General features: G+C 63.0%; 11 protein-coding genes and 1 pseudogene. 10 read left to right on the top strand and 2 right to left on the bottom strand.

Features of this window, described 5'->3' with window-relative positions:
- The first annotated feature begins 97 nt into the window (after nt 1–97).
- The 10 genes and pseudogenes from HHL21_RS01820 to HHL21_RS01775 all read left to right on the top strand — a co-directional run bounded on the left by HHL21_RS01820 (nt 98) and on the right by HHL21_RS01775 (nt 9,733).
- Nucleotides 98–2,671: a heavy metal translocating P-type ATPase gene (locus HHL21_RS01820; protein WP_169463533.1), complete on the top strand. Its 2,574-nt coding sequence runs from the start codon at nt 98–100 to the stop codon at nt 2,669–2,671.
- Between the two features lie 140 nt (nt 2,672–2,811).
- A pseudogene (gene cueR, locus HHL21_RS01815) lies at nt 2,812–3,192 on the top strand (Cu(I)-responsive transcriptional regulator); the annotation flags it as partial.
- Nucleotides 3,193–3,525: 333 nt separating this feature from the next.
- Nucleotides 3,526–3,720: a heavy-metal-associated domain-containing protein gene (locus tag HHL21_RS01810; protein ID WP_169463532.1), complete on the top strand. Its 195-nt coding sequence runs from the start codon at nt 3,526–3,528 to the stop codon at nt 3,718–3,720.
- Nucleotides 3,721–4,321: 601 nt separating this feature from the next.
- Complete coding sequence (locus HHL21_RS01805; RefSeq protein ID WP_169463531.1) at nt 4,322–4,633, top strand: hypothetical protein; 312 nt, start codon at nt 4,322–4,324, stop codon at nt 4,631–4,633.
- 15 nt (nt 4,634–4,648) lie between these two features.
- A complete protein-coding gene (locus tag HHL21_RS01800) occupies nt 4,649–6,064 on the top strand; it encodes a TolC family protein (protein WP_229495837.1) in 1,416 nt (471 codons plus the stop codon).
- 14 nt (nt 6,065–6,078) lie between these two features.
- Entirely contained in the window at nt 6,079–7,473 is a 1,395-nt protein-coding gene (locus HHL21_RS01795; RefSeq protein ID WP_169463530.1) for a multicopper oxidase family protein, read from the top strand.
- Nucleotides 7,474–7,495: 22 nt separating this feature from the next.
- Entirely contained in the window at nt 7,496–7,939 is a 444-nt protein-coding gene (locus HHL21_RS01790; RefSeq protein WP_169463529.1) for a DUF411 domain-containing protein, read from the top strand.
- Nucleotides 7,940–7,960: 21 nt separating this feature from the next.
- The gene (locus HHL21_RS01785; protein ID WP_169463528.1) at nt 7,961–8,347 is read left to right on the top strand and encodes a copper-binding protein; all 387 of its coding nucleotides are present in this window, start codon (nt 7,961–7,963) and stop codon (nt 8,345–8,347) included.
- A 79-nt stretch (nt 8,348–8,426) separates the two neighbouring features.
- Nucleotides 8,427–8,792, top strand: a complete 366-nt coding sequence (copC, locus tag HHL21_RS01780; protein ID WP_169463527.1) for a copper homeostasis periplasmic binding protein CopC — start codon at nt 8,427–8,429, stop codon at nt 8,790–8,792.
- A complete protein-coding gene (locus tag HHL21_RS01775) occupies nt 8,792–9,733 on the top strand; it encodes a CopD family protein (protein ID WP_169463526.1) in 942 nt (313 codons plus the stop codon). The genes copC and HHL21_RS01775 overlap by 1 nt, the downstream gene beginning before the upstream one ends.
- An 80-nt stretch (nt 9,734–9,813) precedes the next feature.
- Here the strand turns inward: HHL21_RS01775 and HHL21_RS01770 are convergent, their stop codons facing one another.
- Both HHL21_RS01770 and HHL21_RS01765 read right to left on the bottom strand, forming a co-directional pair.
- Entirely contained in the window at nt 9,814–11,619 is a 1,806-nt protein-coding gene (locus HHL21_RS01770) for a 2Fe-2S iron-sulfur cluster-binding protein (protein WP_169463525.1), read from the bottom strand.
- A complete protein-coding gene (locus HHL21_RS01765) occupies nt 11,616–12,308 on the bottom strand; it encodes a PepSY domain-containing protein (protein ID WP_169463524.1) in 693 nt (230 codons plus the stop codon). Before HHL21_RS01765 ends, HHL21_RS01770 begins: the two co-directional genes overlap by 4 nt.
- Nucleotides 12,309–12,356 lie beyond the last annotated feature (48 nt).

Here is a 12,356-nt window from a genome sequence, read left to right as displayed (position 1 = left end):
GCTTGCGTTTCGCGAAAAAAATCACCCACGGGCCTTGACCTTGCCCTCGTGGGAAGCTTCAAGCTATTCCTCAACAAAACACTCAAGGGGTAGTTCCATGGCTTCCGTTGCCCTCCAACAAGGCTCCAATCCATCCATATCCAAAGGGGTTCGTCTGAGCCTGCCGGTTGAAGGCATGACGTGTGCATCGTGCGTCGGCCGTGTCGAGCGCGCGCTGAAAGCAATCCCAGGCGTACAGACCGCCGCGGCAAATCTCGCCACCGAACGCGCCGACATCACCTTCACCGGCTTGGCCGATCCGCGGGCGGCTGTCCGCGCCATCGCAAGCGCCGGCTACGCGGTCCGCGAAGAGACCACCGAGCTCGCGATCGAGGACATGACCTGCGCGTCGTGTGTGGGCCGGGTTGAGCAGGCGCTCGCGAAAATCCCGGGGGTGCTCGAAGCCACTGCGAACCTGGCGACCGAGCGCGCGCGGGTGCGCCACCTTGCCGGGGTCGTCTCAACGGCCGACCTTGAAGCGGCGGTCGAACAGGCGGGTTACAAGTCCCGCCGCCTGTCCGCCGAAACGGCGACTGCGGGCGATCGGGACGCCGAGCGTCGTGAGAGCGAGGCACGGGCGCTGCGGCGCGCTTTGCTCATTGCATCCATCCTCACCTTGCCAGTCTTCATCCTCGAGATGGGCGCGCACCTCATTCCGGCCATGCACCATTGGGTGATGGGGGTCCTGGGTGAGCAGACCAGCTGGCATATCCAGTTCGCACTCGCCACCCTTGTGCTGTTCGGTCCGGGTCTGCGCTTCTTCCGCAAGGGCGTACCGGCGTTGCTGCGCGGCGCCCCCGACATGAACTCGCTGGTCTCGCTCGGCACGGCGGCCGCGTACGGCTATTCGGTGGCCGCGACCTTCGTCCCCGAAGTGCTTCCACCGGGCACCACCAACGTCTATTTCGAAGCCGCCGTGGTCATCGTGACCTTGATCCTGCTCGGACGCACGCTGGAGGCGCGCGCCAAGGGGCGAACTTCGCAGGCGATCAAGCGGCTCGTCGGACTTCAGGCCAAGACCGCGCGCATCGAGCGCAACGGCGAGACGGTCGAAATTGCGCTCGACCAGGTGACCACCGGTGACCGCGTGCTCGTTCGTCCGGGCGAGAAGATTCCGGTCGACGGCGAGGTCGTCGAGGGCGCCTCGTATGTTGACGAGAGCATGATCACCGGCGAGCCGGTGCCCGTGTCGAAGGGGGTGGGCGCCGAAGTCGTCGGCGGCACGATCAACAAGACCGGCGCTTTCAGTTACCGCGTCACCAAGGTCGGCGCGAACACGGTGCTCGCGCAAATCATCCGCCTCGTCGAACAAGCGCAGGGTTCCAAGCTGCCGATCCAGGCGCTGGTCGACAAGGTGACAATGTGGTTCGTCCCGGCGGTGATGGCAGCGGCCGCGCTGACCTTCCTGGCCTGGCTGATCTTCGGTCCGAACCCGGCGCTGACCTTCGCGCTCGTGAATGCGGTCGCGGTTCTCATCATCGCCTGCCCGTGCGCCATGGGGCTGGCCACGCCGACCTCGATCATGGTCGGCACGGGCCGCGCGGCCGAGCTCGGCATTCTGTTCCGCAAGGGCGAAGCCTTGCAGGCGCTGCGCGATGTGAGCGTCATCGCGCTCGACAAGACCGGCACGCTGACCAAAGGCCGCCCCGAGCTGACCGACCTCGTTCCCGCCGAGGGCTTCGAATACGACGAAGTTCTGGCTCTCGTTGCGGCGGTCGAGACCCGCTCCGAGCATCCGATCGCCGAAGCGATCGTCGCAGCCGCAAAGCAGCGGGACATCACGCTCGCCCCCATCGACAGCTTCGACGCAACACCGGGCTTCGGCGTGTCGGCCAAGGTCGCCGGTCGGAGCGTCGCCGTCGGCGCGGACCGGTTCATGACGCGGCTCGGTCTTGATGTGGCGCGCTTCCTGCCGACCGCCCAGCGGCTCGGCGAGCAAGGCAAGAGTCCGCTCTATGGCGCGATCGACGGCCGCCTGGCGGCGGTGATCGCGGTCGCCGATCCGATCAAGGAGACGACGCCCGCGGCGATCGAGGCGCTGCACGCGCTCGGACTCAAGGTCGCGATGATCACCGGCGACACCGCAGCGACGGCCGCGGCGATCGCCAGGCAGCTCGGCATCGATGACGTCGCGGCCGAGGTCTTGCCCGACGAAAAGGTCGCGGCGCTGAAGAGGTTCCGGATCAATGGCGCGCGGGTCGCCTTCGTCGGCGACGGCATCAACGACGCGCCGGCGCTCGCCGAAGCGGACGTTGGTCTCGCCATCGGCACCGGAACCGATGTGGCGATCGAGGCGGCTGACGTGGTGCTGATGTCGGGCGACCTGCGCGGCGTGCCGAATGCCATCGCGCTCAGCAAGGCGGCGATCCGCAACATCAAGCAGAACCTGTTCTGGGCCTTCGCCTACAACGCCGTGCTGATCCCGGTCGCGGCGGGCGCGCTCTACCCGGTGAACGGCACCTTGCTTTCGCCGATCGTCGCCGCGGCCGCAATGGCGCTCTCCAGTGTCTTCGTGCTCGGCAACGCGCTCCGGCTCAAGCGCTTGCGCGCACCGATGACGGTCGAAACCCGCACCGAGAGGCCGGCAAACGGGGCGGCATCGCCCAAGTCACGCCTGGTGAACGAGCATTGATCCCGGGCCGAAGCCGCGCCTGACTGAATACCAAAACAAGTTAAGGAGGCCGTCATGGCTAGCGCATCTCATCCCCAAGTAAGCATCGACACGACACCGACTTGTCCTGACTGCCGGACGCTGAAGGCGTGGCTAGAATGATGAATATCGGTCAAGCGGCCAAGTTCTCCGGCGTCTCGGCGAAGATGATTCGCTACTACGAACAGATTGGCTTGCTGCCGCAAGCTAGTCGTTCTGATGCAGGCTACCGACATTACAGTTCGCCGGACGTGCATGGCCTTCGCTTCATCCGTCGCGCACGCGACCTTGGCTTTTCTGTCGAACAGATCTCGGCACTACTGGTCTTGTGGCGCGACCGTGAGCGCGCGAGCGCCGACGTCAAGGCGATGGCGCTGTCCCATGTCGCCGGACTGAAGGCGAAGATCGCCGAACTGCAAGCGATGGCGCAAACGCTCGAGCACCTGGCCGATCACTGCCACGGTAATGACCGCCCGGATTGCCCGATCATCGCGGATTTGGCTGAGCCGACCGCCGCAGCGGCGGCGGAACAGCGTTCACAGGCTCCACATAGGACGCCTCGGTTTGGGGTCGACACGCCCGCCTCGTCACGCGATCGCGCCGCCACGCTGACGCTTTCGTGAGCGGAGGTGAACGCGCACAAGCTTTCTCAGCATCGTTCTTACCCAGCCGAGGTCAGCGATCTTCGATGGCCATCCCTTCTCGGGTTCGCTCAAACGCGGGGGCAAGAATTTCGCCATTGAGTCGAAGTAAAAAATTTCGCTAAAAAGCGTTTGACCTTATCACGCTGTCAAACCCCATATTAGTCGGACACAGTAAGCAACCAGGAGATCAAGATGCTTCGTTTCTACATTCCAAACATGACCTGCGGCGGCTGCGCCAAGTCCGTCACCAAGGCGCTGCTGAGCGTCGACCCGCAAGCCCGCATCGAAACCGACCCGCCTGCGCGTGAAGTTCGGGTCGAAAGCGCCTTGGACGAGAGCGCTTTCCTCACGGTGCTTAGCGAAGCCGGGTACCCGGACAAGCAGTGACCCGAAGCGATGACCATCGCGGGGCGGTCGCCTGGTGTTGACTTCGGCGAAATGCTTCATGCTATACTTTACGCAATGGAACGCACCCTCAAGACCTTTCTGCTCTGGCTTCTGATGGCTCTGGTACCGCTGCACGCGGGCGCCGCAGCTATGGGCATGTCTTGTGGTCCTGTGCATCAGCAGACGATGTCGGCAGCTGCCGATCATCATGGACACGACGGCGATATGGGGCACCAGCACGGCGGCGTGGACACGACCGCTGCGCTCACGGATTCGCCCTCCTCGCCTGACTCTCACGATGCATCGGACGGTCCCGGTCATTCCACGTGCAGTGCCTGCTCTAATTTCTGCATCGGCGCCGTTGCGCCCCCTTCTTCGTTCAGTCCCCTTCCTGCCCTTACCGGCGCAGAGGCTGTCGTCATTTCGCTTTCCCCATCGGTTGTCGGGTTCGTGCCCGATGGCCTGAAACGCCCTCCCCGAAACATGTCCGCTTGATCGTTTGATCCGATAACGCACGGACACGCCCTGTCCGTGGCGCGATAACGTCGGATAAATCGTTTGTGCTTTCGCACATCCATACCATCGATTTTGGGGAATGACCTTGACACTGAAACAATCCATCGCCATCGGCTTGATGGCCGCGTTGCCGTTTGCCGCCCTGGCACAGAGCGCATCCGTACAACCCGACCCACGTGATGCCAAGGCTGCCGTCCCGGCAATTGCCTATCAGTCCGCGTTTGCCGACTATGCTCCGGCCGTGGGAACTGACGACGAGGCGACGCCGGACATGCGCTGGCGCGCCGCAAACGACAAGGTCGCGCAGTCCGACGGGCATGCGGGACACCACGCCAGCCCGCCGAAGTCGCCAGCGCCGGCAGCGAAGCACACGCCGGTTGATCACAGCAAGCACTGATCAGGCGAAAATATTATGCACATATCTATTCCACCAACACGTATCCGCTTGCTCACGCTCGGCGTCGTCGCCGTCCTGCTGGCCGGCTGCTCGACGTTTTCCAAAGACGGTGGGCTCGACGCAGTCTCCGCGATGACCAACGCGCGTACTGGCCAGTCGGTGCAGTTTTCCAGGCCAGGCGCGGAAACTGCGACGGTCGACGGTAAGGTGGCCCAGCTGCTGGGCAAGCCGCTGACTGCGGACACCGCCGTGCAAGTCGCATTGCTGAACAATAAAGGCCTGCAAGCATCGCTTGCTCAACTTGGTATCGCCGAGGCCGACCTGGTGCAAGCCGGATGGATGAGCAACCCAAGTTTCTCGTTTGGCCGGATGTCCGGGGGCCACGAGGTTGAGATCGAGCGCGCCATCATGTTCGACATCGTCGGACTCCTGACGATTCCAGTACGGAGCAAGATCGAAGGCCGCCGTTTCGAGCTCGCCAAGCTGCAGGCCGCTTCTGACGCTGTCCGGCACGCGGCAGAGACCCGCAAAGCCTATTTCAATGCTGTCGCAGCGCAGCAAACGGCGTTGTACTCGGACCAGGTGCGCGCCTCCGCCGAAGCGAGCGCCGAGCTCGCCAAACGGATGGCGCAGGCGGGCAACTTCAGCAAGCTTGCGCAGGCACGGGAGCAAGCCTTTTACGCGGACGCGACAGCGCAACTGGCGCGCAGCCGGCATAACGCCACCGTGGCGCGCGAGCAGCTTGTCCGGCTGATGGGCTTGTGGGGCGACAACGCCGCGCTCACATTACCCGACCGTTTGCCAGACCTGCCTGCGGCGCCAGGCATCGGTAGCAACAGCGAGGCGCAGGCGATGGAACAGCGCCTCGATATCCAGCTTGCCAAGCGCGAAGCGGCAATGACGGCCAGTGCGCTCGGCTTGTCGAAGGCAACCCGTTTCATCAACGTGCTCCATGCAGGCTACACCAACAGCAGCACGACGGATGCGCCGCGCGAGGACGGTTATGAGATCGAACTGGAACTTCCACTGTTCGACTGGGGCGGATCGCGTGTCGCCAAAGCCGAGGCGATCTACATGCAATCGGTGCACCGTACGGCGAACGCGGCGATCCGGGCCCGCTCGGAAGTGCGGGAGGCGTACTCGGCCTACCGCACCTCGTACGACTTGGCACGCCATTACCGCGACGAGGTGGTGCCGTTGCGGAAGAAGATCTCGGATGAGATGCTGCTTCGCTACAACGGCATGCTGATCGGCGTATTCGAACTGCTGGCGGATGCGCGGGCGCAGATTAATAGCGTCAACACATCGATCGAAGCCCAGCGCGATTACTGGATCGCTGAAACCGATCTGCAGGCGGCGATCAACGGAACGGGCGGCGCGGCAATGCAAATGCGCGCAGAGGCATCGGGCGATGCTCCCCAGGCACATTAATACAAGGACAGTCAATGACTTCACGTCGAAATTTCTTTACCGGTGCAGCGGCCTTGGTCGGCGCCGGACTGGTAAGCCGGGCCGGCGCAGCAACCCTTCCTGAAGCGCCAGTGATGAACAGCGCCGAGACGCAGCCACCGCTGGCGCCACCGAACGGACGCCCTTACAACGGCGTTGTGACCCTGAACGGCTGGTCACTTCCATGGCGGATGAACAACGGCGTCAAAGAGTTCCACTTGATCGCCGAACCTGTGGTGCGTGAAATCGCGCCAGGCATGAAGGCCAACCTGTGGGGTTATAACGGCCAGAGCCCCGGCCCGACGATCGAAGTGGTCGAAGGCGACCGGGTGCGCATCTTTGTGACCAATAAACTGCCCGAGCACACCAGCATCCACTGGCACGGGCAGCGCCTGCCGAACGGCATGGACGGCGTGACCGGGCTGACCCAGCCGGGCATACAGCCGGGCAAGACCTTTGTCTACGAGTTCGTGGCGAAGCGGCCGGGCACGTTCATGTACCACCCGCACGCCGACGAGATGGTTCAGATGGCGATGGGCATGATGGGTTTCTGGGTTACCCACCCGAAGAACCCGGCGCACCACGCCGTCGACCGCGACTTCGTGTTCCTGCTTAACGCCTACGATATCGATCCGGGCAGCTACACACCGAAGACCAACACCATGCTGGACTTTAACCTGTGGACCTTCAACAGCCGGGCGTTCCCGGGCATCGATACGATGAACGTTCGCCAGGGTGACCGCGTGCGCATCCGCGCCGGCAACCTGACGATGACGAATCACCCGATCCACCTGCACGGGCACGAGTTCGAAGTCACCGGGACAGACGGCGGCTGGACGCGCCGCGAGTCGCGTTGGCCTGAAGTCACCACCGACATCGCGGTTGGCCAGATGCGGGCAATCGAATTCGTGGCGACCGACCCTGGCGACTGGGCCTTCCACTGCCACAAGTCGCACCACACCATGAACGCCATGGGCCACGAGGTGCCCAACCTGATCGGCGTCGACCACAGTGGTATCGCCGAGAAGATCAATGCCCTGGTACCCGACTACATGGTCATGGGCGACAAGGGTGGCTCGATGGGCGATATGGAAATGCCGTTGCCCGACAACACCTTGCCGATGATGACGGGCCAGGGTCCGTTCGGCGGCGTCGAAATGGGCGGCATGTTCACGATGCTGAAGGTAAGGAAAGACCAGAAGCCTGGCGACTACAGGGATCCGGGCTGGTACACGCATCCGGCCGGAACCGTTGCCTATGAATGGAAGGGCGAAACCCCGGCGCCGGTCCGGAAGAGCTCCGCCGGCGGACAAGCCATGCCGGTTGCCAAGAAGCGGCCCGACATTGAACTCAACGTGCGCAAGCCTTCAGGCCACAGCGGACATCGTTGACACTAACCGAAGAGGAGAAATCATGATAAGTCACATTCTTTCGCGAGCCGTTCTCGCCGGCGCGCTGGGCTTTCCGCTTGCCGCCAGCGCCGCCCTGCCCGTTATCGAGGTCTACAAGAGCGCGCAGTGCGGCTGCTGCAGCGAGTGGGTGAAACACCTGAAGGCGCACGGGTTCGCCGTCAAGGCCGTGAACGTCGAGAATCCTTCGGACTACCGCGAAAAGGGCGGCATTCCCGACCAGCTGGGATCCTGCCACACCGGCATGGTAAAGGGATATGCCATCGAAGGCCATGTTCCGGCGGCTGACATCAAGCGCCTGCTCGCCGAACAGCCGAAAGCACGCGGACTGGCGGTGCCCGCCATGCCCTTGGGTTCGCCAGGAATGGAAGGGCCACGCAAAGATCCTTACGATGTCCTGCTGGTCGGAGCGGATGGCCGTATCACCGTGTACAAACATTACAACTAAAATTCAATGAAGGGATTCACCATGAAAGCATTCACCAAAATCTCCGCAGTAGCCCTGATTGCCGCGATGTCCATTGCTACCGCTTTTGCCCAGGAGGCAAAGCACGGCGAACACGCAACCCACGGCATGGCGGCGGCCCAGGCCGGGCATGGTTCGGCCCACGCAGGCCATCAAGGCGATGCCGTCGAAATGACGGACGGCGAAGTGAAGAAAGCCGACAAGGAAGCCGGCAAAATCACGCTGCGCCACGGGGAACTGAAGAACCTTGGCATGGGCGCGATGACGATGGTATTTCGCGTGAAAGATCCGGCTATGCTCACCCAGGTCAAGGCCGGCGACAAGGTGAAGTTCGTCGCCGAGCGCGTGAACGGCGCGTTCACTGTCGTTCAACTGGTCCCAGCGAAGTAAGCGAAACGCTTTTTTACAAGACCTCGTGCATCCGCTGCGCCGGATGCACAAGCAAACACGCGCGCTCAAGGAGAAGCACATGAACAAAAAATACCTGCTCGCCGCTGCCGCCATGATGCTGGCCGCGACGATGTCTTCGGCCGCCTTTGCCCACGCCAAACTGGAAGCGTCGACCCCAAAGGCCAACGAAATCGTGGCGCCTGCTCCGAAGGAAGTGCGCCTTCAGTTCAACGAGCCGCTTGAAATGGCGTTCAGCAAGATCAAGCTTGTGGATGGAAAAGGCGCCGCGATCCAACCGCTGAAAGTCGCGGTGGACAAGGCGAACGCGAAGGTCATGGTTGCCTCCCTTCCCGCGCTCACTCGTGGCGCGTACCGCGTTCAGTGGACGACGCTGACGCGCGACGGGCACAAGGTCAAAGGCGAGTTTTCGTTCCAGGTTAAATAATGGCGCTCGACCTTCCTGCTGCGCAGGTCGCGGCGACGGTGGTCCTGAACCTGTCCATGGCCGCGCTGACAGGGGCCAGCCTGGCCGACCGCTGGCTCCATGCGAGTAGCTCGCATTGGGCAATGCGGAACCGCGTCAGCTTGCGCCGCGTCGGTCTGGTGTCCGTCACCACTGCCCTGCTCACTTATATGGCTGCGCTGTGGCTCGAAGCCGCGTCAATGGCGGAGGTGGCTCTTTCACAGGCCGCGCCGGCAATCGATGCCGTGTTGACGGCAACGCATTACGGGTTTTCCTGGAAAATCGGACTGGTGGCGCTAGCTGTCGTGACCGTGGTGACGACACTTCGCTGGTCGCCGCAGCGCGGGCCGGTTGCTGATCTTGTGCGCTTGGCCGCCATCGGCGCGTTCATGTATACGCGCAGCATGGTCAGCCACGCTGGCGCAGGCGGCGATATCAGTTGGGCAATGGCTGCGGACTGGATTCATCTGGTCCTGATCAGCGTGTGGGTCGGCGATGTTCTGGTCGCAGGCTTTGTGACGCTGCGCCATCTCCCAGGCGCGACTGGCCAGGATGGTCCGGAGCGTGCGCAGTACACGCAAGCGTTGTCGAATTCTGCAACTATCGCACTTGCTGGCATCGCCATCACCGGGCTCATCAGCGCATGGCGAGGGCTGGGAAGCCTGGAGAACATTACCGGCAATCCCTATGCGACAGTCTTGCTGCTCAAGCTGGCGCTCGTTGCCATCGCCGCGGCCCTTGGTGGCCTGAACCGCTTTGTCGTCATGCCACGCTTGCTGGCCGGCCTGCGCGCGCCGGGCGCGCCATCGAGCAAGCAGGAGCAAAGATTCGTCTTCATCCTGCAGGTTGAATCACTGGTCCTTGCCGGAGCGCTGGTGTTTGCCGCCGTTCTCAGTTCAACCTCACCACCGGGCGCCGGCTGATCCAAGCAGGCCCGAAGAGTACGCAGGCCGCTGGCCGAACCGTTCGATTCGGCCAGCAATGCCCAGCCCTTGCTCGCACTTCAGACCTTGAAATCGTCGAACGCAATACGGTCGCTGTCTACCCCTAGGTCCTTTAACAGCTCGAGAGTCGACTCAAGCATCGCGGGCGGCCCGCACAGGTAAAAGTCGCACATGCCCAGGTCAGGATGCTTTTGCAGCAACGCATCGCGCGCTGCCTCGTGAACCAGCCCGACCGATACATTCTCCGCGCCGCCAGCATCTTCGGACAGCACCAGTTGCCATTTGAAGTTCGGATGCTTGTCGGCGAATCCCTTCATCTCGTCGACGTATGGCGCATCGCGTTGGCTGCGCGCACCGTACCAGAAGTGCATCGGCTCCCGCGCGCCCTCGTCAAGCAGTGAATGGATCATCGCGCGAAGCGGCGCCATGCCAGCCCCGCCGCCAATGAAGACCTTCTCGCGTCCGCCCGGCTTGATCGCGAAGTCGCCAAACGCGCCACTGAACCGGACCTTCTCGCCCTCTTTCAGCGTGTACATATAGCTCGATCCTTTTCCCGGCTGTGCGCCTGGCATGAAGCGCACGAGCAGCGTCAGCTGTCCGCCGCACTTCTCCACCGGTACCGCCAGCGAATACGAACGGCGCAGCGGCTCAGCGTTGACCAGCTGCTGCGGCAGCGTGAGCGTGCTCCAGGCGTCGCGATGTTCGTCAGGCAGCTCGATGTGCGCGGCGTCGCGCTGGTAATCGGGCACGTGGACCTGGATGTACGAGCCCGGCCGGCATTCGACTTTGGCATCCGGACGGATCGTGATCTCGCGCAGGAACGGCGTGACGGCGCGCACGCTGGTGACGGTCGCTTCGTACTCCGTTGACAGTGCAGCGCCGCCGGCGACTTCGATCTCGACACTGCTGTCGACTGGAAGGTTGCAGGCCAGCCGGAAGCCGGCCGCCAGCTTTTCAGGCGACAGCAGCGCACGGTCCGCGCTGGTCGGCTTGGGGGCTTTGCCAATGCAGCGCACTCCGCAAAGGCCGCAACTCTGGCCGCCGCCGCAGTTGGACGGCAGCTGCAGGCCGTCGCGCGCCAGTGCCTGGAACACGGTGTCTCCAGCCGATGCTGCAACCGCGCGCAGTTTGCCGCCGTCGTCGCCGTACACATTGATGCTGCTGGCGCGGCGCAGCCGCTGCGGAATGAACTCGGCCAGCCGGAAGCTGGTGACCAGCAGCCACACGCCGGTCAGGGCCATGAACAGGCCGCCCACCGCGCTCGTCACGAGGAGCTTATTATTGAAGTTCTCGCGCTCGACGTAATCCATGATGTGCAGCATCCAGAAGAAGTCGAATAGCCGCCAGGTGCTGTTGCGGTGTTCGAGCACCTTGCCGCTGTTGGCTGACACATAGACGGTGGTGTCATCGGCATCGTTGAAATCGATGCCCCACACCGGCTCCTTGTGCTTGCGGGTCTCGGGCGTGTAGTTGAGCAGTCGCGCGCCGGCCGGCGTGCCGCTGCCAGAGTACGATGCCTGCGCAATGCGCATCGCCAGGCCTTCGTCAAGCGCCACCGGGGTTCCCTTGACCGCATCGACCATCCAGGTGGCCTTGTCGTTCACCAGCTGGTACACGGGCCGGTCAAGCAGCCAGCCCGACGAGATGTTCATCACTTGCGCGCGGCTCTTTGCCAGCACTGCATCGACCGGCATCACGTTCCCAGGCCAGGCAGGTGCGGCGGCCGGCATGATGCGGAACTCGCGGCCCGCTACCTTTTTCGCGTCGAGAAGGCTCATGACCACGCCACTGGCCATCCACAGCACGAACTGGATGGCGATGACGAGCCCCACCCACTTATGGATCTTCCTCATCCAGGGAGTCATGCTTGCTTCCTCCGCTTGAAACTGTGCAGCAGCAGCCATGCGCCGCTGAGCGCGAACGCGACGCCTGTCATCGAGGCGATGCGCAGCAAAGTGTTATTGACGTTGTCGCGGGTGTCGTAGTCCATGATGTGCAGCATCCAAACGAAATCGAAGATGCGCCACAGATTGTGGCGGCGTGCGACCAGGTCGCCGGTGTGCGGCGAAAAATACAGCGTGGTGTCGCCGGCTTCTTCGTAATGGACCGCCCACAGCGGCACCGGACGCTTGCCCACCTCGGACGGCGCCTTGGTTATCCATTCGATGCCGCGAATGCTGCCTTCGCCAACGTGGGATTCTTCCGCCAGGGCCATGATCGTGTCGCGGTCCAGCGGGCTTAGCTTCGCTCCGGTGGTCACGTCGACAAGCGCTGCGTCCTTGCCCTGCCTGATCTCGTAGACTTCCTTGCCGAGCATGTTCTTCAGGCGAACGGACGTGATGCCCGGATAGAGCTCCGCTAGCTTATCCTGCGCGATGCGGGTCGCGCCGGGTTTGAGCGGCTCCGTGAAAACGTGGGCAAGGTGGTCACCATGGATGACGTCGAGCGGCACGATGACCATGTACAGGCCGCTGATCATCCACAGCAGGGCCTGAACGCCGACGACCAGCCCAAGCCACTTATGGGCACGGCGTGTCCAGAAAGATAATTGCATTCTGATTCCGATGTAAAGTCGCCGTTCCCGCGCAGGTACTAGCGGCTG

This window comes from Massilia polaris (assembly GCF_012927275.1).
In the GTDB taxonomy this organism is placed as follows: domain Bacteria; phylum Pseudomonadota; class Gammaproteobacteria; order Burkholderiales; family Burkholderiaceae_D; genus Telluria_A; species Telluria_A polaris.
Note: the sequence above shows the minus strand (reverse complement) of the source record. Positions and strands in the feature narration are given on the sequence as shown.

Excerpts from the sequence above, each read along its gene's own strand:
- HHL21_RS01770 (WP_169463525.1), bottom strand. The coding sequence starts at position 11,619 with ATGACTCCCTGGATGAGGAAGATCCATAAGTGGGTGGGGCTCGTCATC.
- HHL21_RS01800 (WP_229495837.1), top strand. The coding sequence starts at position 4,649 with ATGCACATATCTATTCCACCAACACGTATCCGCTTGCTCACGCTCGGC.
- copC (WP_169463527.1), top strand. The coding sequence starts at position 8,427 with ATGAACAAAAAATACCTGCTCGCCGCTGCCGCCATGATGCTGGCCGCG.
- HHL21_RS01765 (WP_169463524.1), bottom strand. The coding sequence starts at position 12,308 with ATGCAATTATCTTTCTGGACACGCCGTGCCCATAAGTGGCTTGGGCTG.
- HHL21_RS01775 (WP_169463526.1), top strand. The coding sequence starts at position 8,792 with ATGGCGCTCGACCTTCCTGCTGCGCAGGTCGCGGCGACGGTGGTCCTG.
- HHL21_RS01810 (WP_169463532.1), top strand. The coding sequence starts at position 3,526 with ATGCTTCGTTTCTACATTCCAAACATGACCTGCGGCGGCTGCGCCAAG.
- HHL21_RS01790 (WP_169463529.1), top strand. The coding sequence starts at position 7,496 with ATGATAAGTCACATTCTTTCGCGAGCCGTTCTCGCCGGCGCGCTGGGC.
- HHL21_RS01785 (WP_169463528.1), top strand. The coding sequence starts at position 7,961 with ATGAAAGCATTCACCAAAATCTCCGCAGTAGCCCTGATTGCCGCGATG.
- HHL21_RS01820 (WP_169463533.1), top strand. The coding sequence starts at position 98 with ATGGCTTCCGTTGCCCTCCAACAAGGCTCCAATCCATCCATATCCAAA.
- HHL21_RS01795 (WP_169463530.1), top strand. The coding sequence starts at position 6,079 with ATGACTTCACGTCGAAATTTCTTTACCGGTGCAGCGGCCTTGGTCGGC.